Raw genomic sequence first — 26,851 nt, forward strand, 5'->3', positions numbered from 1 at the left:
GCGGAGTGTTACCGGGCTCTCTTTTGCAGAATATTTTCCCGTTTTTTCCCCGCCAGAATCTACACTTAGCAAAAAACCAGTAAGGAAAATAGTATGCGTCTGCTGCCAATGATTGCCGCTGTTGCCGCCTCGTTTCTGGTTGTTGCCTGCAGCACCCCGACGCCTCCGCAGGGCGTGACGGTGGTCAGCCCGTTTGATACCCAGCGCTATCTCGGCACCTGGTATGAAATCGCCCGTTTCGACCATAACTTTGAGCGCGGCCTGGAAAAGGTCACCGCAACCTACAGCCTGCGCGACGACGGCGGACTGAACGTCGTCAATAAGGGCTATAACCCCGATCGCGGCATGTGGCAAAAAACGGATGGCGTGGCCTACTTCACCGGCGAGACCAATCGGGCGGCGCTAAAAGTCTCCTTTTTTGGCCCCTTCTACGGCGGCTACAACGTGATTGCGCTGGATAAAGATTATCGCTACGCGCTGGTGTGCGGACCGGACCGGGATTATCTCTGGCTGCTGGCGCGTGCGCCGAAAATCGCGCCGGAAGTGAAACAGCAGATGCTGGATATCGCCTCCCGGCAGGGCTTCGACGTGAGCAAGCTTATCTGGGTCAACCAGCACTATTAGTGGGTGCTGAGCTTGAGGCCGATAATACCAATGACGATACACGCCAGGCTGGCAATACGCATCGGGCTGGCGGACTCGCCCAGCAGGACGATACCGGCAATCGCCGCGCCGACGGCGCCGATCCCCGTCCACACCGCGTAAGCGGTGCCGACCGGCAGCGTTTTCATCGCCCATGACAGCAGCGCCATGCTGACCACCATCGCCATGATGGTGATGGCACTGGGTATCAGGCGGCTAAAACCGTGGGTGTACTTCAGACCAACCGCCCAGACCACTTCCAGCAGACCGGCGATAAACAAAATTAACCAGGACATAAGGCTCCTTGATGGGGCCGTCCCCGGATGCGGTACGCTTACGGGTCGTCCCGCAAGGTGGGTGAAAAAGCGCGGATATTATAAACAACGGTGCAGGAGATGGGAAGAACGGTACGACCGTCAGCCGTACCGTCAGGGGCTATTGCTGAGCTTTACTCGCGGCACCGGAAATGGCGCTACCACCTTCTGAAATATCCTGACCGACGCCACGCGTTGTATTACATGCGGTCAGCACAGAGGAAAGAGCCAAAACCGTAAAGAACGCTGCAATCGTTTTTTTCACCATAATGTCATCCTTATTTACCAGTTTTAGTTATCGTGCCCTATAAGCATAGACAAACTGACCCGGTATGAAGGGATCTCAGCGTTTTTTAAGAGAAAAAGCGATACGGGAGGCAGGAATCAGAAGAGAGGGGGAAAGCGGTGCTTAGCTGGCGGCGTGAGAGATGGCGTGCCCCAGGCTGCGGATATCTTCACCCACGCCGTGAACCGTATGACAACCGGCCAGCAGCGCGCCGCTGAGCAGCAGCAATACCACAAGCTTTAAGGTGTTGTTCATCTTCCCTGCCTGCTATCGATACCTTGCGTGCTATAGGGGGCGCAGCAACGCGCTGCGCCAACCGTCAGAGACGTGAATTACTTCACGCGGGATACGTATTCGCCAGAGCGGGTATCCACTTTAATCACTTCACCAATCTGTACAAACAGCGGAACTTTAACCACTGCGCCAGTAGTCAGGGTCGCCGGTTTACCGCCGGTACCCGCGGTGTCGCCTTTCAGACCCGGATCGGTTTCAACGATTTCCAGCTCAACGAAGTTCGGCGGGGTCACGGAGATAGGCTGACCGTTCCACAGGGTCACGATGCACTCAGCCTGATCCAGCAGCCATTTAGCGCTTTCACCAACGGCTTTCTCGTCAGCGGCCAGCTGTTCGAAGGTGGAGTTGTTCATGAAGTGGTAGAACTCACCGTCGTTGTAGAGGTAAGTCAGATTCATATCTACAACGTCTGCGCCTTCAGCGGAGTCGGTAGATTTGAAGGTTTTCTCTACGCGGGTGCCGGTCAGCAGGCGGCGCAGCTTAACGCGGGCGAAAGCCTGGCCTTTTCCCGGTTTTACGAATTCACTCGCTTCAACGGCATAAGGTTCGCCGTCCATCATGATTTTAAGACCAGCACGAAAATCGTTGCTATAGTAAGTCGCCATAAGGCCCTCTGAAATTGTTAATTGGTAGCTAAGCCACAAAATGGCGCATATTGTAACCCTAAATACCCCATCCAGAGAAGATTGGTTAACGCAACTTGCCGATGTTGTGACCAGTCCTGATGAACTGCTGCATCTTTTAAATGTAGACGCTGATGCAAACCTGTTGGCGGGGCGCGATGCGAAGCGCCTCTTTGCGCTGCGCGTTCCCCGGGCTTTCATCGCCCGCATGGAGCGAGAAAACCCTAACGATCCCCTTTTGCGTCAAGTACTTACTTCGCAAGAAGAGTTCATCGCCTCCCCCGGATTTTCCACCGATCCGCTGGAGGAACAGCACAGCGTGGTGCCCGGACTGCTGCATAAATACGCCAACCGCGCGCTGCTGCTGGTTAAAGGCGGCTGCGCGGTAAATTGTCGTTATTGCTTCCGCAGACACTTCCCGTACGCCGATAACCAGGGCAATAAGCGCAACTGGCAGGCGGCGATGGACTATATTTCCGCCCATCCGCAGCTCGATGAGATTATTTTTTCCGGCGGCGACCCGCTGATGGCGAAAGATCATGAGCTCGACTGGCTGCTCACCCAGCTGGAAGCGATCCCGCACGTCAAGCGCCTGCGTATTCACAGCAGGCTGCCCATTGTCATCCCGGCGCGCGTCACCGAGGCGCTGGCTGCGCGTTTCGCCCGCTCCTCGCTGCAGATACTGCTGGTGAACCATATCAACCACGCCAATGAAATCGACGCTGAGTTTCGCGCGGCAATGGCGCGTTTACGTCACGCTGGCGTCACCCTGCTGAACCAAAGCGTGCTGCTGCGGGGGGTCAACGATAGCGCGCAGACGCTGGCTAATTTGAGCAATGCGCTATTTGATGCGGGGGTGATGCCGTATTACCTGCACGTGCTGGATAAGGTCCAGGGCGCGGCCCACTTTATGGTCGAAGATGAAGAAGCCCGGGCCATCATGCGCGAGCTGCTGACGCTGGTATCAGGCTATATGGTACCGAAGCTGGCGCGAGAAATCGGCGGAGAGCCGAGCAAGACGCCGCTGGATTTGCAGCTACGACAGAGCTAGCTGGCGTTCCTTCCCCTCTCCCCACCGGAGAGAGGGGAAAGCGATCAGTTCGGGCACTTATAGACCTGACCGTTCATTTCGCTATCGGTCGGCACAAAGCTCGACAGCAGGTTCTGCGTCGGGCTGCTGACGCCGTAAATCACGTTGCCGCCCATTGCTGCGGCCTGGTTACGCAGCGCATTAGCCGCGCCGCGCATAGAGCCACCCTCACCGCCGTTCTGCCCGGAGAGCCAGTTGCTCTGCTTGCCGCTAGCGGTCCCCAACAGCTGGCAATCCGCACCCGGCTTATCTTCAACAAAGCGTACGCTCTGCCCGCCTGAGCTCAGTTCGTTGCTGGAACTGCAACCCGCTAACAGTAGTGCTGCGCCGACAATCCCTGCTAAATATCTTACCTGCATGTTATTCCCCATGATCAATGAGCTGGACGCGCTGGCCCGGATGTACACCTTATACTAAAAAGCCGGAAAAAAGAAAAACCCCCGAGCATTTCTGCCCGGGGGTTTCTTTGTTTCTAAGGGGTAGAGCGCACGATTACATCATGCCGCCCATGCCACCCATACCGCCCATGCCGCCAGCAGCGCCTAAATCAGCTGCATCGCTTTTTGGCAGATCGGTAATCATGCACTCGGTAGTGATCATCAGACCAGCAACGGAGGCCGCGTACTGCAGAGCAGAACGGGTCACTTTAGTTGGGTCGAGGATACCGAAGTCGATCATGTTGCCGTATTCTTCAGTCGCCGCGTTGTAACCGTAGTTACCTTCGCCCGCTTTCACGTTGTTAGTTACCACAGACGGTTCTTCACCGGCGTTGGCAACGATCTGACGCAGCGGAGCTTCCATTGCGCGCAGCGCAACTTTAATACCGACGTTCTGATCTTCGTTCTGAGCAGTCAGGCCAGCCAGTTTAGCCGCAACGCGCACCAGCGCGACGCCACCACCGGCAACCACGCCTTCTTCTACCGCAGCACGGGTCGCGTGCAGGGCATCGTCAACGCGTGCTTTCTTCTCTTTCATTTCAACTTCGGTAGCTGCACCGACTTTGATAACCGCAACGCCGCCTGCCAGTTTAGCAACGCGTTCCTGCAGTTTTTCACGGTCGTAGTCAGAAGTGGCTTCTTCGATCTGCTTACGGATCTGAGTCACACGGCCCTGGATAGCGCCTTCTTCACCCACGCCATCGATGATGGTGGTGGTGTCTTTGTTGATCACAACGCGTTTTGCCTGACCCAGGTCTTCCAGAGTCGCTTTTTCCAGCTCCATACCGATCTCTTCAGAGATAACGGTACCGCCGGTCAGAGTCGCGATGTCCTGCAGCATAGCTTTACGACGGTCGCCGAAGCCCGGTGCTTTAACCGCAGCCACTTTAACGATGCCGCGCATGGTGTTAACCACCAGCGTTGCCAGCGCTTCGCCTTCAACGTCTTCAGCGATGATAACCAGCGGTTTGCCGGCTTTCGCTACGGCTTCCAGAACCGGCAGCATTTCACGGATGTTGGAAACTTTTTTGTCAGCCAGCAGGATGAACGGGCTTTCCAGCTCAACGGCACCGGTTTCCGGCTTGTTGATGAAGTACGGGGAGAGGTAGCCGCGGTCGAACTGCATACCTTCAACCACGTCCAGTTCGTCTTCCAGACCGGTACCGTCTTCAACGGTGATCACGCCTTCTTTACCGACTTTATCCATCGCTTCAGCGATCAGTTTACCTACGGTTTCGTCGGAGTTAGCGGAGATGGTACCAACCTGAGCAATCGCTTTAGAGTCGGAGCACGGTACGGACAGGGATTTCAGTTCTTCAACGGCAGCAACGACGGCTTTGTCGATACCACGTTTCAGATCCATCGGGTTCATGCCCGCAGCAACGGCTTTCAGGCCTTCAGCGATGATCGCCTGAGCCAGTACGGTTGCGGTGGTGGTACCGTCGCCTGCAGCGTCGTTCGCTTTAGAGGCAACTTCTTTCACCATCTGGGCGCCCATGTTTTCGAACTTGTCTTCCAGCTCGATTTCACGCGCTACGGAAACGCCGTCTTTGGTGATGGTCGGCGCACCGAAGGATTTGTCCAGGACAACGTTACGGCCTTTCGGGCCCAGTGTCACTTTAACTGCATCTGCCAGTACGTTTACGCCGCGCAGCATTTTCACACGAGCGTCGTTACCGAATTTTACGTCTTTAGCTGCCATTTTAATCTTTCCCTTAAATTCGTATGTTCAGTGTCGTTCGCAGATTAGGCTTCAACAATTGCCAGGATGTCGCTTTCGGACATGATCAACACTTCTTCATTGTCGATCTTTTCAGATTTCACGCCGTAGCCGTCGTTGAAAATGACGATATCGCCAATTTTCACGTCCAGCGGCTGCACGGTTCCGTTTTCCAGGATGCGGCCCTTACCGACAGCGATGATTTCGCCACGAGTTGATTTGGCTGCCGCAGAACCGGTCAGAACGATGCCGCCAGCAGATTTGGTTTCAACTTCTTTACGTTTGACGATCACACGATCATGTAACGGACGAATACTCATTGATAGCTCTCCTTTGAGAAAGTCATTATCAGTTATGGATGACACCGGCCCGTATACGGTTTTCCGGCTAGTGACCTGAGAGATGGGGATGGAGTTTTACCGCTTCAAGGGGCGAGTTGAAAAAAAGTTTTTTCGCGTGCCCGGGCGCACACTCCCGGCGCGTCGCTCAAACGTCATAAGCAAAAACGATTGTGGTACCATTCGGGTTTTGTTCGGGACAGGGTTGCATCATGGGTGGTTTGAAGCAGGAGTTAGGTCTGGCTCAGGGAGTCGGCCTCCTTTCCACATCATTACTGGGCACCGGCGTCTTCGCTGTTCCCGCTCTGGCCGCGCTGGTTGCGGGTGATAACAGCCTGTGGGCGTGGCCGGCGCTGATCCTGCTGGTTTTCCCGATAGCCATCGTTTTTGCCGTACTCGGCCGCCACTATCCCAGCGCCGGCGGCGTGGCGCATTTCGTCAATATGGCGTTCGGCCCCCGCATGGAGCGCGTGACCGGCTGGCTTTTTTTGTCGGTGATCCCGGTGGGATTACCCGCCGCGTTGCATATCGCCACCGGCTTCAGCCAGGCCCTGTTTGGCTGGCACGACGGCCAGCTGCTGCTCGCCGAACTGGGAACGCTGGCCATTATCTGGTGGGTGGGTTCGCGCGGAGCCAGCTCGAGCGCCAATCTGCAAACGCTGGTGGCGATCCTGATTGTTGCCCTGATTGTCGCTATCTGGTGGCGCGGCGGTATCGATCCGGCGCATATCCCCTTCCCGGCACCGCAGGATGTCGATCGGTCGCAGCTTTTTGCCGCGCTTTCGGTCATGTTCTGGTGCTTTGTCGGCCTCGAGGCCTTTGCCCACCTGGCTTCAGAATTTAAATCCCCGGAACGCGATTTTCCGCGCGCGCTGATGATTGGCCTGCTGCTGGCCGGTACCGTCTACTGGGCCTGTACGGTACTGGTGCTGCATTTTCACGCCTTCGGCGAGGGCATGGCTGCCGCCGCGTCGCTGCCTGACATCGTGGTGCGCCTGTTCGGCGTCCAGGCGCTGTGGGTCGCCTGCGTCATTGGCTACCTCGCCTGCTTCGCCAGCCTCAATATCTATATTCAGAGCTTCGCCCGCCTGGTCTGGTCGCAGGCGCAGTACAGGCCTGAGAGCCGCCTCGCCCGCCTGTCGGCCCGGCAAATCCCGCGCAACGCGCTCAATGCGGTGCTGGCCTGCTGCGTCATCAGCACCCTGTGTATTTACTGGCTCGATATCAACCTCGACGCGCTGATCGTCTACGCCAACGGCATTTTTATTATGATTTATCTGCTGTGTATGCTGGCGGGCTGCCGGCTGCTGCAGGGCCGCTATCGGGTGCTGGCGGCGATCGGTAGCCTGCTGTGCCTGCTGCTACTGGCGATGGTCGGCTGGAAAAGCCTGTACGCGCTGGTGGTGCTGGCGGCGCTGTGGCTGCTTTTACCCCGGCGCCGGTCGCTGAGCGAAACCCCGGGCGCCCAGCCATAAAAAAGCCGGATCGCGCTGCGCGTATCCGGCTTGTCACTCCACGCCCCCGGCGGTCGCCGGGCTGGCTGGATTAGCGATCGTCTTTGTGGTCCAGACGGTCGCGCTCATCGTCTTTACGCTGGTATTCCCCGTCAAAGGTATCACCTCCTCCGGTACCGGCGCTAAAGCCGCCGCCCGGCATCCGGCTAAAGCGCAGATGCGGCATCAGCTTGAGGGTCAGGTGTTTTTGCACCGGCGGCAGCAGGAGCAGCAGGCCGAGGAAGTCGGTAAAGAAGCCCGGTAACAGCAGCAGCAGGCCGGCAATAATCAGCGATACGCTTTTGATCATTTCCGCCGCCGGGCTTTCGCCGGCCGCCATTTTTTGCTGCATCAGCATAAAGTTTTTGAAGCCCTGGTTGCGCACCAGCGACATCCCGACCACCGAGCTGAAGATCACTAAAATCAGCGTCAGCAGCACCCCAAGGACATGGGAAACCTGGATAAAGATCGAGATTTCGATGTAAACGTATAAAAAAAAGGCAAAAAACGGAATCCAACGCACCGGCGTCTCCTTCATTAGCGTGCGCCGCTATCGGCACCCGCAGCTATAAGATGTGCTATTCGCATCCCATCAATATTGGGCTAACACGGGACTTTTCAATCAGCGGAAACGCTTATTTTTTTCAAGAACTGCAAAGCGGTGACTCATTTCACAGATTAATAATTCTTATAGCCCTCACTACATAATAAGTGATCAAGATTACTGATATTCGCTATCATCAGCATATGATCGTGGGCACCAGGCCGATTAAGGAAATAATCTTCGGCGAGAAAATGCGCTAAATCCTATAAATTCTGCGTATTTGGTGAATTCATTGGCAGCTTGAAAAAGAAGGTTCACATGTTAAACAACATTCGTATCGAAGAAGATCTGTTGGGTACCAGGGAAGTTCCAGCTGACGCCTACTACGGCGTTCATACTCTGAGAGCGATTGAAAACTTCTACATCAGCAATAGCAAAATCAGCGATATTCCCGAGTTTGTGCGCGGTATGGTGATGGTGAAAAAGGCCGCTGCCATGGCCAACAAAGAGCTGCAAACCATTCCTAAAGGCGTCGCGAATACCATTATTGCCGCATGTGATGAAGTGCTGAATAACGGCAAGTGCATGGATCAGTTCCCGGTTGACGTGTTCCAGGGTGGCGCGGGTACTTCCGTCAACATGAACACCAACGAAGTGCTGGCAAACATCGGTCTTGAGCTGATGGGCCACCAGAAAGGTGAATACCAGTACCTGAACCCCAACGACCACGTTAACAAATGTCAGTCCACTAACGATGCCTACCCGACCGGTTTCCGCATCGCGGTGTATGCCTCCCTGCTGAAATTAACCGACGCTATTAACCAGCTGGGCGAAGGCTTCCAGAGCAAAGCCGTTGAGTTCCAGGACGTCCTGAAAATGGGTCGTACCCAGCTGCAGGATGCGGTACCGATGACCCTCGGCCAGGAGTTCCACGCCTTCAACGTTCTGCTGAACGAAGAAACAAAATGCATTCTGCGTACCGCAGAGCTGCTGCTGGAAGTGAACCTCGGAGCCACCGCCATCGGCACGCGCCTGAATACCCCGGACGGCTATCAGCAGCTGGCGGTACAAAAACTCGCGGAAGTCAGCAGCCTGCCGGTTGTTCCGGCGGAAGACCTGATTGAAGCCACCTCCGACTGCGGCGCCTACGTCATGGTGCATAGCTCGCTGAAACGCCTGGCGGTGAAGCTGTCTAAAATCTGTAACGACCTGCGCCTGCTCTCTTCCGGCCCGCGCGCTGGCCTGAACGAAATCAACCTGCCGGAGCTGCAGGCGGGTTCATCCATCATGCCGGCCAAGGTTAACCCGGTGGTGCCGGAAGTCGTTAACCAGGTGTGCTTCAAGGTGATCGGCAACGACACCACCGTCACGATGGCCTCAGAAGCCGGCCAGCTGCAGCTGAACGTGATGGAGCCGGTTATCGGCCAGGCGATGTTCGAGTCCATTCATATCCTGACCAACGCCTGCTATAACCTGCTGGAAAAATGCGTAAACGGCATTACCGCCAACAAAGCGGTGTGCGAAAGCTATGTTTACAACTCCATCGGCATCGTCACCTACCTCAACCCGTTTATCGGCCACCACAATGGCGATATCGTCGGCAAGATTTGCGCCGAAACCGGTAAGAGCGTGCGGGAAGTGGTGCTGGAACGAGGTTTGCTCACCGAAGCGGAGCTGGACGATATTTTCTCTCCGCACAACCTGATGCATCCGGCCTATAAAGCAAAGCGTTTTACCGATGAAAGCGAACAGTAAGCTTTCAGGTTAAACTCAACGAAGGCATGTCAGCAATGACATGCCTTTTTGCTTTTCTGGGTTTACGAAATCACAACAATTCAATATCAACTTGTTAAAAAACAAGGAAGGAACATATGTTTGGTGCAGAGCTCGTCATTGTCCTGCTGGCTATCTACCTGGGCGCCAGGCTGGGTGGTATCGGTATCGGATTCGCCGGTGGTCTGGGCGTCCTCGTCCTGACCTTAATCTTTCAAATCAAGCCCGGCGCGATCCCCTTCGACGTCATTGAGATCATCATGGCGGTCATCGCCGCGATTGCCGCCATGCAGGTTGCCGGCGGCATGGACTACCTGGTCAGCCTTGCAGAGCGCCTGCTGCGCCGTCATCCGAAGTACATCACCTTTCTCGCCCCGCTGGTCACCTGGTTTATGACGGTCCTCGCGGGAACCGGCCACACCGCCTTCTCGACCCTGCCGGTAATCACCGAAGTGGCGAAGGAGCAGGGCATTCGCCCCTCCCGCCCGCTGTCGATTGCCGTCGTGGCCTCGCAGATTGCGATTACCGCCTCGCCAATTTCCGCCGCGGTGGTGTTTTTCGCCGGCATTCTGGAGCCGCTGGGCGTCAGCTACCTGACGCTGCTGGCTATCTGTATTCCGGTGACGCTGATTGCCGTGATGATCACCGCCGTGGTGTGTAACTTCCTCGGCTGCGAGCTGAAAGATGACCCGGTTTACCAGGAGCGCCTGGCAAAAGGGGAAGTTAAACTGCGCGGAAGCCAGGTATTCCAGCTGAAGCCGCACGCCAAACGTTCAGTGCTGCTGTTCCTGATCGGGATCGTCGCGGTCATGTTCTACGCTACCGCCATCAGCGATACCGTCGGACTGATTCAGAACCCGGTACTGCCGCGCAACGAAGCGATCGTGGTCTTCATGCTGACCATCGCCACGCTGATTAGCATCACCTGTAAGATCGATACCAGCGAAGTGCTGAACGCCAGCACCTTTAAATCCGGAATGAGCGCCTGCGTCTGCGTGCTGGGCGTTGCCTGGCTGGGCGATACCTTCGTGAAGGCGCATATCTCTGATATCCAGGCGGTGGCGGGCGATCTGCTGCACAACTACCCGTGGCTGCTGGCGGTGGTGCTGTTCTTCGCCGCGACCCTGCTCTACTCCCAGGCTGCGACCACCAAGGCGCTGATGCCCGCGGCGCTGCTGCTTGGCGTGAGTCCGCTGACCGCCATTGCCTCCTTTGCCGCGGTCTCCGCGCTGTTCGTCCTGCCGACCTACCCGACGCTGCTGGCGGCGGTCGAAATGGATGACACCGGCTCCACCCGCATCGGCAAATACGTCTTCAACCACGCCTTCCTGATCCCCGGAGTGATCGCCATAACCCTGTGCGTCATTTTGGGGTTCATCATCGGCGGCATCGTGCTGTAAAACTGCTTAAATTCGGGCCACATCGTGGCCCGTTTCATTAATCCCCCCGCATCTTGCGTGCTATAGTGCCTCTTTTCGCTGATACGAGGTTCACGATGACTACGCCTGATGCCGTTGTTGTACTCTGCACCGCGCCGGATGAAGCGACCGCCCAGGATTTAGCGGCCAAAGTGCTGGCAGAAAAGCTGGCCGCCTGCGCCACTCTCCTGCCGGGCGCAACCTCCCTCTACTACTGGGAAGGCAAGCTGGAGCAGGAGTATGAAGTGCAGATGCTGCTGAAAACCGACCGCGCCCATCAGCAGGCGCTGCTGGAGTGCCTGAAGTCCCATCACCCGTATCAAACCCCCGAATTACTGGTTTTACCCGTCACTCACGGAGACACTGATTACCTCTCATGGCTCAACGCATCATTACGCTGATTCTGCTGCTCTGCAGTACGTCCGCCTTCGCCGGGCTCTTTGATACGCCCGGCCGCTCAAATTTTGTGCCTGCTGACCAGGCTTTTGCCTTTGATTTTCAGCAGAGCCAGCACGAGGTAAACCTGACCTGGCAAATCAAGGAGGGTTACTATCTCTACCGCAAACAGATCAAGCTCAGCGCCGCAGACGCCGCTTTCCTTGAGCCATCGCTGCCGTCCGGCGAATGGCACGACGATGAGTTTTACGGCAAAAGTGAGATTTATCGCCAGCGGCTAACCGTGCCGGTTACGCTCAACCGGGCCGCCAAAGGGGCCACGCTGACCGTGACCTGGCAGGGCTGTGCCGACGCCGGCTTCTGCTATCCGCCGGAAACCAAAGTGGTGCCGCTCAGCGCGGCGCTGGCGCTCTCCAGCGACGGGCAGGCTCCCGCGCGCCCGGCGCTTCCCGTCGTTGGCGCGCCGAAGCTTAACCCGCCGCTCCCGGTAGAACCGCGTCCGGCGCTGGCGCTCGCGGAGCGGCCGCCGGCTGCGCCCCCCGCACCAGAGCGGCCCGCAGCCGCGACGGATGGCAGCCAGCTTCCGTTCTCCGCGCTCTGGGCGCTATTAATTGGTATCGGTATCGCGTTTACGCCCTGCGTGCTGCCGATGTATCCGCTGATCTCGGGTATCGTGCTCGGGGGCGAACGCCGGCTGTCCACAGCCCGCGCGCTGCTGCTGGCGTTTATCTATGTCCAGGGGATGGCGCTGACCTACACCGCGCTGGGTATGGTAGTGGCCGCCGCGGGCCTGCAGTTCCAGGCGGCGCTGCAGCATCCGTACGTGCTGATCGGCCTGTCGGCGGTCTTTATTCTGCTGGCGCTATCGATGTTTGGCCTGTTTACCCTGCAGCTGCCGTCATCCTTGCAGACGCGCCTGACGCTGATGAGCAATACCCAACGCGGCGGTTCCGCCGGCGGCGTGTTTGCCATGGGCGCCATTGCCGGGCTTATCTGCTCGCCCTGTACAACGGCGCCGCTGAGCGCGATTTTGCTGTACATCGCGCAAAGCGGTAACCTGTGGCTGGGCGGCGGCACGCTGTATCTCTACGCGCTCGGCATGGGGCTACCGCTGATTCTGGTCACCGTGTTTGGCAACCGTCTGCTGCCGAAGAGCGGCCCGTGGATGGCCCATGTGAAGACCGCGTTCGGTTTTGTCATCCTGGCGCTGCCGGTGTTTTTACTGGAGCGTATCCTGGGTGAGCTCTGGGGTCTGCGCCTGTGGTCGCTGCTGGCGGTGGCCTTCTTTAGCTGGGCCTTTATCACCTCCCTTGGCGCCACGCGTCCGTGGCAGCGCATCCTGCAGATCGTGCTGCTGGCCGCCGCGCTGGTGAGCGTTCGTCCGCTGCAGGACTGGGCGTTCGACGCGCCGACGGCGCAACAGCAGGCGCACCTGGCGTTTACCCGCGTCAGCACCGTCGATGAGCTCGATCGGGCGCTGGCACAGGCTAAAGGCCGACCGGTTATGCTAGATTTGTACGCTGACTGGTGCGTGGCCTGTAAAGAGTTCGAAAAATACACCTTTAGCACACCGGAAGTGCAACAGGCCCTGAAAGATACCGTTCTGTTGCAGGTAGACGTCACGAAGAACAGCGCGCAGGACGTCGCCCTGCTGAAGCATCTGCGGGTGCTCGGCCTGCCGACGATTCTGTTCTTTAACGCGCAGGGAGAGGAGCAGCCCGCACAGCGCGTCACCGGCTTTATGGATGCCGCGGCATTCAGCGCCCATTTGCGCGATCGGCAACCGTGAACGACACTTTAGGAGGTAAAATGGAGGAGAAAACCGTGCAACGTGAAGATGTTCTGGGTGAAGCCATACAAATTCTTGAAATCGAAGGTATTGCTAACACCACGCTGGAGATGGTCGCCGAGCGCGTTGCTTATCCGATCGATGACCTCAAGCGCTTCTGGCCAGACCGCGAAGCGCTACTGTATGACGCCCTCCGCTATCTCAGCCATCAGGTTGACGCATGGCGTCGCCAGCTGCTGCTGGACGAGACGCTAACGGCGGAGCAGAAGCTGCTGGCGCGCTATGCGGCGCTGACACGATGCGTGAGCAATCACCGCTATCCCGGCTGCCTGTTTATTGCGGCCTGCACCTTCTATCCGGATGCCCAGCACCCGATTCATCAGCTGGCTGAACAGCAGAAACAGGCTTCGCTCGCCTATACGCACGAGCTGCTGACCCAGCTGGAAGTGGATGACCCGGCGATGGTTGCCAAACAGATGGAGCTTATCGTCGAAGGCTGCCTGAGCCGCCTGCTGGTGAAGCGCAGCCAGGCCGACGTCGATACCGCCCAGCGCCTGGCGGAGGACATCCTGCGTTTTGCCCAGTGTCGAATGGGCGGCGCGCTAACCTGATTCCGATATCTTAACCGATCCTTCGCGCATATAATTTCCCTCTCACCGACATGCTGACAGGGTTTTATATGCGTTCTCTCCTTTGGGTTGCCATCATCGGGCTATGTCCGATATCGCTGCTGGCGGCTCCCGTACAGGGTTTTTCTTTCGCGTATAAAGACTGGGAAGTCGCCTGTGATAATACCGGCACCTGCCGGGCCGCGGGCTACGGCGTCAACCTCGGTGAAGTCAGCGTCCTGCTGACCCGCAGCGCGGGCCCGGATCAGCGCGTAAGCGGCCAGGTGACCTTTGCCCAGACCGATCGCGATATCCCCCCTGACGCCACCGTACGCCTGCTGATCGACGATCAGGATCGCGGGACGCTGGATGCCAAAGATGACAGCCACTTCCGTCTCGACAGCACGCAAACGGCGGCGCTGATTCAGGCCCTGGAGCATGAAAGCCGCATTGAGATTTCGCTTAACGGCGCGCGCAAGCCGCTCTCGAGCGCGGGCAGCAGCGCGATATTTCTTAAGATCGACGAATTTCAGCAGCGCCTGGGTACCGCCGACGCGCTGCTGCGCAAAGGCGATGCCGACGATAGCAATACGCTGAACGCGCTGCCCGCCCCGGAGATTATCGCCGCCCCAACGCTCCACAACGCGCAGCCCGAACCATTGACCGCCAAACAGCGCCAGCGCCTCCTCCCGGAGCTGATCCCGCTGCTGAATAGCCGCTGTGACGACTGGCAAAACAAAGATATCCCCGCCCGGGAACGGCAAATAACCGCCACCGCCATCGATAAAGGCCATTTGCTTATCCAGGCGCTGTGCTGGCGGGCCGCCTATAACGACGGTTACGCCATGTGGGTGGTGGACAGTGCCGCGCAGGCTAAACCTCAGCCGATCTCCACCGATGCCTCCAGCTATGCCGATGGCGCGATCGCGTTTTTCAACAAAGGCCGCGGCATCGCCGACTGCGTGAGCGGGGAGGAGCGGGTCTGGGACGGTAAATCGTTCGTCCAGAGCCTGAAATATACCACCGGCATGTGCCGCGAAATTACGCCCGGCGGGACCTGGATGCTGCCGACCTTCGTCAGCCAGGTGCGTCCTAAGCAGCAGAAAGACGCCGATAATAGCGCGCTCAAGGCGCTGTACAGCGCAGTACTGAAAGAGCAAAAGGCCAATCCGGAGCTGGAGCTGAATAAGATCGCCGAGCAGTTCCCGCTGACCGGCCACGTCACCAACTTCACGCTGACCTATGCCGACGATACCTTAGTGTCAAAAAGTAAGCCTTCCGCCGATATCAGCGACGATGAGTGGCAGGCGTTTCTCCATTCAGATATCAGCGCTGATTCAGAAAATGGCAAGGTCAGCTTTACGCTTATCGACCTCGATAACGACGGCAGGCGCGATTTGATTATCGACAGCTACGTCGGCGGAACCGGCTTATTCAGCTATACCGGGGTCTTAAAACGCGGCGATGACACCTTTGATAGCGTCAACGGCAGCGATAGCGATGACGACGATGATTTTGACGCCGGCGTACCCGGCGCGCTGTTCTCCCTCAACGGGCGCGGGGCCAACCAGTGGAGCCAGTGGGTCAGAATTAACGGCCAGGTGTATGCGCTTTGGTACAACGGCCAGTTCGGCGAGGATAATCTGTATCTGCTGCGTCCCTTCAGCCCGACGGACAGGACGCCCGCGGTGACGATTCGCTATCGCTACACGCTGAATACCATCAGCTCGCCGGAGAAGGACCAGCCGCTAACCCCGGCGCTGAATGACAAAGATAAGGCGGATTTACTCAAGTCGCTGGAGGTTATGCAGGGCACCCTGCTGAAAGATAAGCCGCAAACCGATAGCGACGCGCCGATTTGCCCCATTCCTCCCGGCACCTCCACCGACGACGCGGATAACTACTACAGCGGCATCGCCTCAAACTATATCTATGAAACGGTGGCCTATATTCCCGTCTGGCTGAATGATAAATGCTTCATCGGCACGATTTTTAGCCACCACGGGACCTACCGCCACGGCGTCGATGCGGAGCTTACCATCAGCTCCCCGCGCGAAGACGAAGAGGTGATCGGCGACTACACCCTTTCCGGCTTACGCCACGTCATCTCTGCGGTCAGCGGCTGGAAAATCCGTCAGGGCGACAACGGGATGATGTGAATTATGGTCAAAACGCGGCTTCTGATGCAAAACTGCCGCAAAGTTAAGCAATCGGCAGGAAAATCAAGAAATGTGGTTGACGCGCGGAGTGGATTACGGTTTAATTCGCCCCGTTGCCCGGATAGCTCAGTCGGTAGAGCAGGGGATTGAAAATCCCCGTGTCCTTGGTTCGATTCCGAGTCCGGGCACCACTATTTAAAGAACCCAGCCTATGGCTGGGTTTTTGCATTTCTGCAGCCGGACTCTCCATCGAACTACGTTCGATTATTCGCCGCCAGCGGCTCACCCCTTCGGGGCCGGCGCGACAGGCACGCCGTTCAACGCCTTCGGCGTTAGTCCGAGCCGGGCACCACTATTTAAAGAACCCGCCCAAAAGGCGGGTTTTTGCATTTCTGCAACCGGACTCTCCATCGAACTAGGTTCGATTATTCGCCGCCAGCGGCTCACCCCTTCGGGGCCGGCGCGACGAGCGCGCCGTTCAACGCCTTCGGCGTTAGTCCGAGCCGGGCACCACTATTTAAAGAACCCGCCCAAAAGGCGGGTTTTTGCGTTTCTGCAGCCGGACTCTCCATCGAACTAGGTTCTATTGCCCCGGCTAAAAACGCCCTGTCCTAGTCGGCGCCCCATCTCCAGGTGCGCTTCCGCCGTGCCCAGATCCGGCAGCAGCAGCATCTCAGAACTCACCACCGTAGCGCCGCAGTAGTCAAAAATCCCGTGCACGATTTGCGCGTTATACGCATCGGTAAACCCGTGAGTATCGTAGGTTTTTTGGCTTGCGGCCCCTAATGCCACCAGATGAACCCGTAGGCGGCCCAGCTTCTTGACAACGTTGCCGTCGGCCGTCTCTTCATAAGCCCAGCCGTTTGAAAACACGCGGTCGATCCAGCCCTTAAGCAGTCCCGGCATTGACCACCAGTAAACGGGGAAAACCAGCACCAGCGCGTCGGCCTTATCGATTCGGGACTGTTCCGCAACCACCTCAGCGGGCGTCGCACCGGTGAGGTGAAAAGCCGCCATATCTTCGGCAGTGAACGTCGGATTAAAGCCCTCCTGCGTTAAGTCGGCGAGTTCAGAACTATTCTGCGGATCGGATTCGGCAATCCCTTGCGCAATCGCCGTCGCGACGCTGTGGGTCAGCGAATCAGGAAGAGGATGAGATACCACAATTAATGCATGCATGACGCAGACTCCGGTTGCCAGATGACGTTATCAGAAGTAGTCTTATATACTAAGAGTAACCTACCAATGGTAACTTACCTTTGGTATATAAGCATGTCAACGGGAGAATGCGTCTAATGGCTGAACCACTTGTGCGGCAGCGTTTATCCAGAGAAGAGCGGCATACACAGCTGGTGGACGTCGCGTGGCGTATTATTCGCGAAGAAGGGACGGAAGCGCTGACCCTCGGCTATCTGGCCAAAAAGGCCGGGGTGACAAAACCGGTGGTTTACGATCATTTTGACAGCCGTTCCGGGCTTTTTGCCACCCTTTACCGGGAGTTCGATCGCCGACAGACGGCGCTAATGGACGAGATCCTGCGCAAAACGGAGCCGGACGCGGAGAAGCTCGCGTCGGTGATCGCAACGTCATACATTGAATGCGTGCTGCTTCAGGGACGCGAAATGCCCAGCGTCATGGCCGCACTGGCCGGTACGCCGGAGCTGGAAAAAATTAAGCAGGAGTACACGGCGGCCTTTACCCTGAAGTGCCGCGAACTGTTCGCTCCGCTCTGCGGCGGGCAGCCACTCAGCGATGCGACGATTCTGGCGACGATCGGCTCAGCGGAAGGTTTATCCACCGCCGTCGTAAGCGGCGTAATCACCGAACAGCAGGCAAAAAACGAGCTGTTCCAGGTCATTATGTCCATGCTAAATCGGTGCTGCCCAGAGCCTGTCGCCAAATAGCGCTCGGACGATTCAGACAGAAACGCCGCTTTGCGAACAGCGAACGCGGCGCCATCGCATTAAATCATGCCCGCGGCGCCGCCCGGCAATCAGCTACCGCCGGCTTTCTTAATCGCCGCATCCAGCGAGTCTTTATCCGCCAGGCCCGGGAAGACGGTAATATTCGCCTCCGTGGCGCCGGTCGTCGGCATCACGATAACGCCCGGCGTGCCGCTTAAACCGATGGCCTGCGCCAGCTGGTTAGTCGCCTCAAGCGCTGGCTCAACGTCGGCGGCCTTCTTCGCGTCGAAGTTGACCTTCTTCACCTGCTGCTGAATATCCGCCGCCGTCAGCTTGCCCTCGTTATGCCCGGTGGCATAAATCCCGTTATGGTAGGTCAGGTAGGCTTCCGCCCCCTTCTGCTGATAGATTTGCAGACCGGTTTTCGCCGCGGTCAGCGACGTTTCCCAGCGGCTGCCGAAAATAGGCCACTCTTTAAAAGCAAAACGGGTCTGCGGATTTTCCTTAATCACCTGAGCCATCACCGGCGCCAGACGGCTACAGTAAATGCACTGGTAATCAAAGAATTCGATAACCGTGACCTTGCCATCCGCCGGTCCGTAAGTCGGCGTATTTTTATCCTGCGTCAGCGCGGCCTGATTCTTAATGACCGCCTGGGTCGCGGCGCTGGCCTGCTGCTCTTGCTGAATCTGCTGCAGCTTCTGGCTTGCCTGCAGCAGAACCTCCGGATGGGCGACTAAATAATCCGCCGCAATCTTGCCGATGCGGGCTTCCTGCTCCGGCGTAAAGGTGGCAGCGGGGGCGTCAGCCGCTATAGCCAGGGCCGGAAGCAGCGTGGCGCCAATCAAGGCGATGGTCACTATTTTTTTAGAGCCGGACATGAGGATGATCCTTGCGATAGGTAAACGGCAGGTGAGTCTGTTGAGACAAAGTAGCATCCTTTACCGGCGAATAATCATCAGGCGATACATTGATTCGTAACTTTATTTTTCAATCCAGGGCAGCCGTGCCGCCGTTCATATTCGCCCTAACGGTGGTCAACGCGGACGAACGAGGGTACGCTTTTCCCTCCTTTTATCCTCGGGAAGGGCGTATTCCCGGTTAGATGAGTCAGGCATGAACGAGCTAGTTATTCAGTAGGATTTTACCGTTATTTTGCTGCAAATCATCGCTATCGACCTGCTGCTTGGCGGCGATAACGCGGTGGTGATTGCCATGGCCTGCCGCAAGCTGCCGCCGCACCTGCGGACCAAAGCGATCGTTATCGGCACCTTTGGCGCCATCGTGGCCCGCGTGCTGCTGCTGGCCGTGGCCATCTATCTGCTCTCATTACCGTGGCTAAAAATAGTCGGCGCGGTGCTGCTGCTGTGGATTGGTATCAAGCTGGTCGCCAATCAGGAGGAGAACGAAGAGGTCAGCAGTTCCGGCAGCCTGTGGCGCACCGCCGTCACCATCACGGTGGCGGACGTCATTATGTCCCTCGATAACGTCCTGGCCGTAGCCGCCGCCGGCAAAGGCCACCTGCTGCTGGTGGCGCTGGGGGTGCTGATCAGCATTCCGATCATCGTCGCGGGCAGTAAGCTGGTGCTGGCGATACTGAATCGTTTTCCGTCCGTTGTCCTGCTCGGCGGCGCGTTAATCGGCTGGATTGCCGGCGCCATGCTGGTCACCGACCCGACCATTATTCGCCTGTTCCCCACGGCGCCGGACGCGCTCCCGACCATCGCCGGGGCCGTTGGCGCCGGGCTGGTGCTGGCGGAAGGGCTGCGCCGAAGCTAGCGTAAAATTCAGGCCGACGGGTCGCCCATCGCACCCTCTTTCGCCGTCGATCCCGACGGCGTCAAGTTTCAGGCACATTCCTCTCACGCGCCTGCTCATTTGCCCTAAGCTTAATGGGAAAGTTGTTACCACCCCATTATGTAAAGATGAGATAACGATATGGAATTAAAGGATTATTATGCCATTTTAGGGGTTAAGCCAACGGACGATCTCAAAACTATTAAGACCGCCTACCGTCGCCTGGCTCGTAAATATCACCCCGACGTCAGCAAAGAGAGCGATGCTGAAGCCCAGTTTAAAGATCTTGCCGAAGCCTGGGAGGTGCTGAAAGATGAGCAGCGCCGAGCCGAGTACGACGAGCTCTGGCAGCACCGCAACGACCCGCACTTTGGCCAACAGCAGGCCTCCCACGAGCAGAACTACAGCCAGCAGGACTTCGACGACATCTTCTCATCGATGTTTGGCCAGCAGGCACACCACGCCCGGCGCCAGCAGGCCGCACGCGGCCACGATATAGAAATCGAAGTCGCGATGTTCCTCGAAGAGACCCTCGCCGAGCAGACCCGAACCATCAGCTACAGGCTGCCGGTGTATAACATTTTCGGCATGGTCGAGAGCGAGACGCCTAAAACGCTGAACGTAAAAATCCCGGCTGGCGTCAGCGATGGTCAGCGCATCCGCCTGAAGGGCCAGGGGACGCCGGGCGAAAACGGCGGCCCGAATGGCGACCTGTGGCTGGTTATCCATCTGGCCCCGCATCCGCTGTTCGATATCGTGGGCCATAACCTGGAAATCGTCCTGCCGCTGGCCCCGTGGGAAGCCGCGCTGGGCACTAAGGTGACGGTCCCCACCCTCAAAGAGAGCATCCTGCTGACAATCCCCCCGGGCAGCCAGCCGGGGCAACGCCTGCGGATCAAAGGCAAGGGGCTGGCGAGCAAAACCGCCACCGGCGACCTGTTTGCGGTGATAAAAATCGTTATGCCGCCGAAACCAAATGAAAAAGCCAGCGCGCTCTGGCAGCAGCTCGCGGAAGTAGAGGCGAGCTTTGAGCCGCGTAAAACATGGGGGAAAGCATAATGGCTAAGATGACAGTGACGTTCTCAATCACCGAGTTTTGTCTGCATACCGGCATTTCTGAGGACGAGCTTAGCGAAATTGTCGGCCTGGGGATGATTGAACCGCGCCAGCCGCAAACCGAGGTCTGGCTGTTCGATGACAGCGCGGTAACGATCATGCACCGCGCGGTGCGCCTGCGCCGCGAGCTGGAACTGGACTGGCCCGGCATCGCCGTGGCGCTGACGCTGCTGGATGAGAACGCGCGCCTGACCCGCGAAAACCGGCTGCTGCACCAGCAGCTGGCGCGCTTTCTGACCCACAGCTAACCCGTCAGCCCGCCAGGCGCTGCGCCTGGCCGGGTTTGGTTTGAGGTTTGAGGTTTGAGGTTTGAGGTTTGAGGTTTGAGTTAACGCCGGACCCACTCCGGCAGCCACTCGCCGTGGCTGGCAATCAGATCGTCCACCAACGCATAGATCTCCTCGATCCCCAGCACCGCCGCGGTGTGCGGATCCATCATCGTCGCGTAATAGACGTAATCGCGGTTTTCGCTGAGGATCGCCTCGGTCAGCAGGGTCTGAACGTTGATGTTGGTTTGCATCATCGCCGCCAGGTGTGCGGGCAGCTTGCCAACTTTGGTGGGCTGAATACCGTTGGCGTCCACCAGGCAGGCGACCTCCACGCAGCACCCCTGCGGCAGGTTGTCGATCAGCCCGTCGTTGCGCACGTTGCCGTACACCACGCTCGGCTCGCCGGTCCAGATCGCGTTCATAATCGTGCTGGCGTATTCCCGCGAGGGCTTAATGTCGATGCGATCGCTGGTTTTATACGTCTCCAGCTCTTTATGCCAGTTCGCCACCTGCTCCACGCAGCGCTTCGGATATTCGTCCAGAGGCACCTGGTAGCGAGCGATCAGGTCTTCACGCCCCGGCTTGATAAACCACGGGGTATATTCCGCGAAGTGCTCCGATGATTCCGTCACGAAGTAGCCCAGCTTTTTGAACATCTCATAGCGAACAATATTCTGGCAGCGTGAGTTCTCGCGGTGCTTCGGCGCGCGCCCTTCGGCAAAGGCCTGCAGCATATCCGGATAGATGCTGACGTAGCTGCCGTCCCCCGTCTTTTTCTCCAGCGACAGGTAGAACGCCATGTGGTTAATCCCGGCGCAGCGGTAGCGCAGATCCGCCGGGTCAAGGTCGAGGTCGTGCGCCAGCTCCTCCGCCGTTCCCTGTACGGAATGGCACAGGCCGACCTGCTTGATATGCGGATAGCGCGCGTACATCGCCCAGCTGTTCATTGCCATCGGGTTGACGTAGTTCAGCATCGTCGCGTTCGGGCAGACCTCGGTCATATCGTCACAGATGCGCCACAGGTGCGGAATCGTCCGCAGCGCCCGCATGATCCCGCCCGGCCCGAGCGTATCGGCGATGGTCTGCTCCAGCCCGTGCAGCTTGCAGACCTCAAAATCGGTTACCGTACACGGCTGGTAGCCACCGATCTGGAAAGCGACCACCACAAAATCCGCGTCCATCAGCGCGGCTTTCTGGTCGCGATGGCAGCTAATTTCTCCGTGAGCGCCGACCGAGTCCATCAGCTTTTGCACCACGATATGCGACTCTTCCAGCCGGTTGGCGTCGATATCCATCAGCGCGATATGGGCCGATCTCAGTGCCGGGCGTTGAAAAACGTCGCCGAGAATATTTTTAACGAAAACCGTTGAGCCAGCGCCGATAAAGGTAATTTTTGGGGCAGACATAGTGCTCTCTCCGTAAAGTCATTAGACACCCGCAGAGTGACATGCCGGACGCGCCGCGCGCTGCCCTCTTCCCGGCAGAGCACTCCCGGAAACTCAGATCGACCGTTACCCGCCACAAAATCTGAGCTTTCGGGAACAAAATGGCGAAAAAGCAGAGAAAATGGGCGATTGGATCCGCTAAGATAGGCGCATATCGGTGCAAAAAACAGCAGCTATGACGATTCAGGAATCCAAAGCCCTATGGAAAAAGACCTTACGCCGCAGCCTCCCGACCCGCATATGAGCAGCAGCGACGAGAAAAATACCCGCAGTCCGCTGGCGCTCTATTCGGAGTACCAGCGCATGGATATCGAGCTGCGCACCCCGCACGCCATGACCACCAGCCACTGGCACGGTCAGGTAGAGGTTAACGTCCCCTTCGACGGCGACGTGGAGTATCTGATTAACAACGAGGTGGTGAGCATCAGGCAGGGCTATATCAGCCTGTTCTGGGCCTGTACGCCGCATCAGCTCACCCGTCCCGGCAGCTGCCGGCAGATGGCCATCTTTAACCTGCCGATGCATCTGTTTTTGTCCTGGCCGCTGGACCGGGAGCTTATCAACAACGTCACCCACGGCATGGTCATTAAATCTCTCGCAGCGCAGCAGCTTAGCGTCTTTGAAGTCCAGCGCTGGCAGCAGGAGCTCGCCAGCGACAACGAGCAGATCCGCCAGCTGGCTATCGAAGAGATCGCCCTGATGCTCAAGCGCTTTAGCCTCTCAGGCTGGCAGCCGATTCTGGTCAACAAAACCTCGCGCACGCACAAGCACAGCGTCTCGCGGCACGCGCAGTTTTACGTCAGCCAGATGCTCGAATTTATCGCCGCGCACTACGATCGGGCGCTGACCGTCGATGCGGTCGCCGAACACGTTAAGCTCAACCCCAACTACGCGATGGGCATTTTTCAACGGGTGATGCAGCAGACCATGAAGCAGTACATCACCGCCATGCGCATTAACCACGTCCGCGCCCTGCTCAGCGATACCGATAAAACTATCCTGGATATCGCCCTGACCGCCGGCTTTCGTTCCAGCAGCCGCTTCTACAGCACCTTTAGCAAGTACGTCGGTATGCCGCCGCAGCAGTACCGCCGGCTCAGCCAGCAGCGCCGACAGAACCTGCCGCCGAATGAGGCCTAAACGGCCATAAAAAATGCCGCCGGGGGAGGCCCGCGGCGGCATTTTTCACATTCCAGGCGAATTAATCAGTCGTTAATTCGCGGGTGCTGATCCACCAGACGGGAACGTTTTTCCTGCAAATCGGCAATTTCCTGATCGAGATCTTCGATCTTGTTTTCGATGTTATCGTAGTGCTCACCGAGGATCTCTTTCGCTTCCTGAATATCCGAAGCCGCAGGCGTCGCCCCTTTCAGCGGACGGTTCGCCGTCTCCTTCATCGTCAGGCCGGTCATCAGACCAATCACCGCAATCACCATCAGATAGTAGGCCGGCATCATCAGGTTCTGCGTGGTTTCCACCAGCCAGGCCGCCAGAGTTGGCGTCAGACCGGCAACCAGCACCGAGATGTTAAAGGCGCTGGCCAGCGCGCTGAAGCGGATATGGGTCGGGAACATCGCGGGCAGCGAAGAAGCCATCACCCCGATAAAGCAGTTAAGCACCACCGCCAGCAGCAGCAGACCGCCGAAAATCAGGCCGATAACGTTGCTGTTAATCATGATAAAGGCCGGAATCGACAGCGCGAACAGCGCCACGCTACCAATCAGGATAAACGGACGACGGCCGAAGCGGTCGCTGAGCATCCCGATAACCGGCTGCACAAACAGCATCCCGACCATAATCGCGATGATAATCAGCACCCCGTGATCTTCCGAGTAGTGCAGGTTATGCGACAGGTAGCTCGGCATATAGGTCAGCAGCATGTAGTAGGTCACGTTGGTGGAAATCACCAGACCGATACAGGTCAGCAGGCTACGCCAGTGTTTGGTTGCAATCTCTTTGAACGAGACCTTCGGACCGTCCTGCAGCCCTTCGCGGTCGCCCTGCTCCAGGGTTTCAACGTGCTGCTGGAACGCCGGAGTCTCTTCCAGAGCGTGACGCAGATAAAGACCAATAAGCCCTAACGGCAGCGCGAGGAAGAACGGCAGGCGCCAGCCCCAGCTGAGGAAGTTCTCCTCGCCGACAACGCTTGAAATCAGCACGACCACGCCCGCGCCGAGGACAAATCCGGCAATGGAACCGAAGTCCAGCCAGCTGCCCATAAAGCCGCGCTTACGGTCAGGCGAGTATTCGGCGACGAAGATTGAGGCGCCGGTGTACTCTCCGCCCACCGAGAAGCCCTGCGCCATCTTACACAGCAGCAGCAGAATCGGTGCCCAGATACCAATCGACGCGTACGACGGAATAAGACCAATACAGAAGGTACTTATCGACATGATAACGATGGTTATCGCCAGAATCTTTTGTCGACCGTACTTATCGCCGAGCATGCCAAAGAACAGGCCGCCTAGCGGACGAATCAGGAACGGAACGGAGAATGTCCCTAGCGCGGCAATCATCTGCACGCTGGGATCGGCACCGGGGAAGAAGACTTTACCTAAGGCGTACGCCACGAAGCCATACACGCCGAAATCGAACCACTCCATCGCATTACCCAGCGACGCTGCGGTGATCGCTTTTTTCAGCTTGCCATCGTCAATGATGGTCACATCCCGCAGAGTGATTGGCTTTACTTTTTTCCTTTTAAGCATAATTTTCCTCTAAAGCTTCGCCGTGAGCGCACGGATCTCCGCCAAACGGCAATACCGTTTGCGTCGTGCGTTGGGAGCGGCCAATTGCTGTGCTCCTCTTTTCAAGCGTAGCAGGTTTGCCTGCACTGTCTGCTGACAGTCCGTACAACCGAACCTGTTGACGCCTGCTCTGGCGTAAATGAAACAATAAATAGAGCTACGAATAGACCTGATGAATTTACGAACTCGCCTTTTTACCCTAACAGCGTTTAAATTTGGGATCAACTTCACGAAAAATTGTTCGCCATATTACAGAGCCAAGCGGCATTAATAAGTTCAATGAATATGCACAGGCAGTGATTTATTTTTGGATATCCCGCCTCCGGCAGCACATCGAATATTGCTGATTTTTGATCGATAAAGAGAATATTCCCGCAGCGGTACTATCGGAAAAAGTGGCCGACAAATGGCCGTCACTGCGCTATAATAGCAATCACTTTTGGCTATCAGCCGCCTTTTAATGGGCCAACGGCCTGTTTTATACAGTAATCATGAGGAACGCCATGCAACTCCCACAGTGTCCTAAATGCCATTCTGAGTACACCTATGAAGACAACGGCATGTTTATCTGCCCGGAATGCGCCCATGAATGGAACAATGCCGAGCCGGCGGAAGGTAATGATGCGCTGACGGTGAAAGATGCCAACGGCAATTTACTCGTCGATGGCGACAGCGTCACCGTGATTAAAGATCTGAAGGTTAAAGGTAGCTCTTCGATGCTGAAAATCGGCACTAAAGTGAAGAATATCCGCTTGGTAGAAGGCGATCATAACATCGACTGCAAAATTGACGGTTTTGGTCAGATGAAGCTCAAATCCGAGTTCGTCAAAAAGAACTAACGCTATTTCCTTTTCGCTGAATCGTTATTTTCCCGGCCACACCCGCCGGCCGGGAAAATGAACGAATATATCTCCGCGCTATCGTCCCGCCTATTTCCCGCCTTATCGGCGATGACTGCCGAGCGCATCGCGCCTGGCGCAGGCCAGATATTGTCCTCATCCACCTCCTGACGCCGCCGCCTGGCTTAAATCGCCAACCACCCTCTACGCTTAATGGGTCAATCGTTATCTGAGGTCATGATTATGTCTTTAAGCCCCTATATCGCCTTCAGCGGCAACTGCGCTGCGGCCATCGCGTTCTACCAGCAGGCGCTGGGCGCAGAGCTTGTCCAGCAGATCACCTACGGCGAGATGCCGCAGAATATGCAGGATGCCGAGGACGGCTGCCCCTCCGGTCAGCATCTCGCCGCCGACTGCATCGCCCACGCCAGCATGCGCGTGGCGGGCAGCGAGCTGATGCTGGGCGACAGCCCCACCAGTGACAGCGAACGCTATGCCGGCTTCACGCTGGTGCTGGATACACAGGATCTGGATGAAGGTAAACGCTGGTTTGACAGCCTCGCTGCAGAAGGACGTATCGAAATGACCTGGCAGGAAACCTTCTGGGCCCACGGTTTTGGCAAAGTTTTCGATCGCTTCGGCATCCCGTGGATGGTGAACGTCGTCAAGCAGCCTTAATGCCTCTCCCTCAGGGCGGGCTCTCCCGCCCTGTCATCACCTTTGCGCTAACTCTTCATCCTGCGGTCATTATGTTTTAACCGAAATGTAACAAAAACAGGTCAGGATCGGGCCACTCTCAGAGGGAAATCC

28 protein-coding genes and 1 tRNA gene are annotated in these 26,851 nt (G+C 57.3%); 17 read left to right on the forward strand and 12 right to left on the reverse strand.

The genetic code is table 11. The features are described 5' to 3' along the window. Positions 1-93: 93 nt before the first annotated feature. A complete protein-coding gene (locus HCK03_RS24185) occupies positions 94-624 on the forward strand; it encodes a lipocalin family protein (RefSeq protein ID WP_041143695.1) in 531 nt (176 codons plus the stop codon). Here the strand turns inward: HCK03_RS24185 and sugE are convergent. The 4 genes from sugE to efp all read right to left on the reverse strand — a co-directional run bounded on the left by sugE (position 621) and on the right by efp (position 2,141). Beyond that, positions 621-938, reverse strand: a complete 318-nt coding sequence (gene sugE, locus HCK03_RS24190; RefSeq protein WP_167692289.1) for a quaternary ammonium compound efflux SMR transporter SugE — start codon at positions 936-938, stop codon at positions 621-623. The two genes, HCK03_RS24185 and sugE, sit on opposite strands and share 4 nt — an antisense overlap. A 139-nt stretch (positions 939-1,077) precedes the next feature. Continuing rightward, positions 1,078-1,224 carry a lipoprotein toxin entericidin B gene (gene ecnB, locus HCK03_RS24195; RefSeq protein ID WP_071844879.1) on the reverse strand — a complete coding sequence of 49 codons (147 nt, stop codon included), beginning with the start codon at positions 1,222-1,224 and terminating at the stop codon, positions 1,078-1,080. 141 nt (positions 1,225-1,365) lie between these two features. Further along, on the reverse strand, positions 1,366-1,497 hold the full coding sequence (locus HCK03_RS24200; RefSeq protein WP_041143693.1) for an entericidin A/B family lipoprotein: 132 nt from the start codon (positions 1,495-1,497) through the stop codon (positions 1,366-1,368). Between the two features lie 77 nt (positions 1,498-1,574). Continuing rightward, positions 1,575-2,141 (reverse strand): elongation factor P, encoded by a 567-nt coding sequence (gene efp, locus HCK03_RS24205; protein ID WP_041143692.1) that lies wholly within the window; start codon positions 2,139-2,141, stop codon positions 1,575-1,577. 40 nt (positions 2,142-2,181) lie between these two features. Here efp and epmB point away from each other — a divergent pair, with 40 nt between their 5' ends. Continuing rightward, on the forward strand, positions 2,182-3,210 hold the full coding sequence (epmB, locus tag HCK03_RS24210; RefSeq protein WP_167692290.1) for an EF-P beta-lysylation protein EpmB: 1,029 nt from the start codon (positions 2,182-2,184) through the stop codon (positions 3,208-3,210). A 44-nt stretch (positions 3,211-3,254) separates the two neighbouring features. On the opposite strand, the gene HCK03_RS24215 is transcribed toward epmB, so the two are convergent. The 3 genes from HCK03_RS24215 to HCK03_RS24225 form a co-directional block, all read right to left on the reverse strand. Further along, the gene (locus HCK03_RS24215; protein ID WP_041143690.1) at positions 3,255-3,608 is read right to left on the reverse strand and encodes a DUF4156 domain-containing protein; all 354 of its coding nucleotides are present in this window, start codon (positions 3,606-3,608) and stop codon (positions 3,255-3,257) included. 133 nt (positions 3,609-3,741) lie between these two features. Beyond that, positions 3,742-5,388 (reverse strand): chaperonin GroEL, encoded by a 1,647-nt coding sequence (gene groL, locus HCK03_RS24220; RefSeq protein WP_041143689.1) that lies wholly within the window; start codon positions 5,386-5,388, stop codon positions 3,742-3,744. Between the two features lie 44 nt (positions 5,389-5,432). Continuing rightward, positions 5,433-5,726 carry a co-chaperone GroES gene (locus HCK03_RS24225; RefSeq protein ID WP_041143688.1) on the reverse strand — a complete coding sequence of 98 codons (294 nt, stop codon included), beginning with the start codon at positions 5,724-5,726 and terminating at the stop codon, positions 5,433-5,435. Between the two features lie 230 nt (positions 5,727-5,956). Between HCK03_RS24225 and yjeH the strand changes: the two genes are divergently transcribed. After that, positions 5,957-7,219 carry an L-methionine/branched-chain amino acid transporter gene (gene yjeH, locus HCK03_RS24230; RefSeq protein WP_134525141.1) on the forward strand — a complete coding sequence of 421 codons (1,263 nt, stop codon included), beginning with the start codon at positions 5,957-5,959 and terminating at the stop codon, positions 7,217-7,219. Positions 7,220-7,289: 70 nt separating this feature from the next. On the opposite strand, the gene HCK03_RS24235 is transcribed toward yjeH, so the two are convergent. Further along, entirely contained in the window at positions 7,290-7,760 is a 471-nt protein-coding gene (locus HCK03_RS24235; RefSeq protein WP_041143686.1) for an FxsA family protein, read from the reverse strand. Positions 7,761-8,099: 339 nt separating this feature from the next. On the opposite strand from HCK03_RS24235, the gene aspA reads away from it, so the two are divergent. From aspA to HCK03_RS24270, 7 genes are all read left to right on the forward strand, one after another. Continuing rightward, entirely contained in the window at positions 8,100-9,536 is a 1,437-nt protein-coding gene (aspA, locus tag HCK03_RS24240; RefSeq protein ID WP_041143685.1) for an aspartate ammonia-lyase, read from the forward strand. A gap of 116 nt (positions 9,537-9,652) precedes the next feature. Then, the gene (locus HCK03_RS24245; protein WP_045853385.1) at positions 9,653-10,954 is read left to right on the forward strand and encodes an anaerobic C4-dicarboxylate transporter; all 1,302 of its coding nucleotides are present in this window, start codon (positions 9,653-9,655) and stop codon (positions 10,952-10,954) included. Between the two features lie 95 nt (positions 10,955-11,049). Next, entirely contained in the window at positions 11,050-11,373 is a 324-nt protein-coding gene (cutA, locus tag HCK03_RS24250) for a divalent cation tolerance protein CutA (RefSeq protein ID WP_041143683.1), read from the forward strand. Further along, a complete protein-coding gene (locus HCK03_RS24255; protein ID WP_167692291.1) occupies positions 11,349-13,157 on the forward strand; it encodes a protein-disulfide reductase DsbD in 1,809 nt (602 codons plus the stop codon). The genes cutA and HCK03_RS24255 overlap by 25 nt, the downstream gene beginning before the upstream one ends. Positions 13,158-13,192: 35 nt before the next feature. Then, positions 13,193-13,768: a transcriptional regulator gene (locus HCK03_RS24260; RefSeq protein ID WP_071844997.1), complete on the forward strand. Its 576-nt coding sequence runs from the start codon at positions 13,193-13,195 to the stop codon at positions 13,766-13,768. Positions 13,769-13,836: 68 nt separating this feature from the next. Beyond that, a complete protein-coding gene (locus tag HCK03_RS24265) occupies positions 13,837-15,924 on the forward strand; it encodes a DUF1176 domain-containing protein (RefSeq protein ID WP_167692292.1) in 2,088 nt (695 codons plus the stop codon). Positions 15,925-16,039: 115 nt separating this feature from the next. Then, positions 16,040-16,115, forward strand: a tRNA-Phe gene (locus HCK03_RS24270). 385 nt (positions 16,116-16,500) lie between these two features. On the opposite strand, the gene HCK03_RS24275 is transcribed toward HCK03_RS24270, so the two are convergent. Continuing rightward, on the reverse strand, positions 16,501-17,103 hold the full coding sequence (locus HCK03_RS24275) for an NAD(P)H-dependent oxidoreductase (protein WP_115193748.1): 603 nt from the start codon (positions 17,101-17,103) through the stop codon (positions 16,501-16,503). 116 nt (positions 17,104-17,219) lie between these two features. Here HCK03_RS24275 and HCK03_RS24280 point away from each other — a divergent pair, with 116 nt between their 5' ends. Further along, positions 17,220-17,828, forward strand: a complete 609-nt coding sequence (locus tag HCK03_RS24280; protein WP_115193749.1) for a TetR/AcrR family transcriptional regulator — start codon at positions 17,220-17,222, stop codon at positions 17,826-17,828. Between the two features lie 89 nt (positions 17,829-17,917). On the opposite strand, the gene HCK03_RS24285 is transcribed toward HCK03_RS24280, so the two are convergent. After that, entirely contained in the window at positions 17,918-18,709 is a 792-nt protein-coding gene (locus HCK03_RS24285; RefSeq protein WP_167692293.1) for a DsbA family protein, read from the reverse strand. Positions 18,710-18,980: 271 nt separating this feature from the next. Here HCK03_RS24285 and HCK03_RS24290 point away from each other — a divergent pair, with 271 nt between their 5' ends. The 3 genes from HCK03_RS24290 to cbpM all read left to right on the forward strand — a co-directional run bounded on the left by HCK03_RS24290 (position 18,981) and on the right by cbpM (position 20,989). Next, entirely contained in the window at positions 18,981-19,607 is a 627-nt protein-coding gene (locus HCK03_RS24290) for a TerC family protein (protein WP_167692468.1), read from the forward strand. A gap of 159 nt (positions 19,608-19,766) precedes the next feature. Beyond that, positions 19,767-20,684: a curved DNA-binding protein gene (gene cbpA, locus HCK03_RS24295; RefSeq protein ID WP_041143675.1), complete on the forward strand. Its 918-nt coding sequence runs from the start codon at positions 19,767-19,769 to the stop codon at positions 20,682-20,684. Further along, positions 20,684-20,989: a chaperone modulator CbpM gene (cbpM, locus tag HCK03_RS24300; protein WP_041143674.1), complete on the forward strand. Its 306-nt coding sequence runs from the start codon at positions 20,684-20,686 to the stop codon at positions 20,987-20,989. Before cbpA ends, cbpM begins: the two co-directional genes overlap by 1 nt. Positions 20,990-21,069: 80 nt before the next feature. Here cbpM and melA read toward each other — a convergent pair whose 3' ends face one another. Next, complete coding sequence (gene melA / locus HCK03_RS24305; RefSeq protein ID WP_076947074.1) at positions 21,070-22,416, reverse strand: alpha-glucosidase/alpha-galactosidase; 1,347 nt, start codon at positions 22,414-22,416, stop codon at positions 21,070-21,072. Between the two features lie 240 nt (positions 22,417-22,656). On the opposite strand from melA, the gene melR reads away from it, so the two are divergent. Beyond that, entirely contained in the window at positions 22,657-23,595 is a 939-nt protein-coding gene (gene melR / locus HCK03_RS24310; protein WP_041143670.1) for a transcriptional regulator MelR, read from the forward strand. A 65-nt stretch (positions 23,596-23,660) separates the two neighbouring features. On the opposite strand, the gene proP is transcribed toward melR, so the two are convergent. Continuing rightward, entirely contained in the window at positions 23,661-25,163 is a 1,503-nt protein-coding gene (gene proP / locus HCK03_RS24315) for a glycine betaine/L-proline transporter ProP (RefSeq protein ID WP_041143669.1), read from the reverse strand. Between the two features lie 542 nt (positions 25,164-25,705). Between proP and HCK03_RS24320 the strand changes: the two genes are divergently transcribed. Together HCK03_RS24320 and yjdN are read left to right on the forward strand one after the other, a co-directional pair. Then, positions 25,706-26,041 carry a zinc ribbon domain-containing protein YjdM gene (locus tag HCK03_RS24320; RefSeq protein WP_167692295.1) on the forward strand — a complete coding sequence of 112 codons (336 nt, stop codon included), beginning with the start codon at positions 25,706-25,708 and terminating at the stop codon, positions 26,039-26,041. 243 nt (positions 26,042-26,284) lie between these two features. After that, positions 26,285-26,719: a VOC family metalloprotein YjdN gene (yjdN, locus tag HCK03_RS24325; RefSeq protein ID WP_167692296.1), complete on the forward strand. Its 435-nt coding sequence runs from the start codon at positions 26,285-26,287 to the stop codon at positions 26,717-26,719. Positions 26,720-26,851: the final 132 nt, after the last annotated feature.

It is taken from the genome of Klebsiella terrigena (genome assembly GCF_012029655.1).
GTDB classification, from domain to species: Bacteria; Pseudomonadota; Gammaproteobacteria; order Enterobacterales; family Enterobacteriaceae; genus Klebsiella; species Klebsiella terrigena.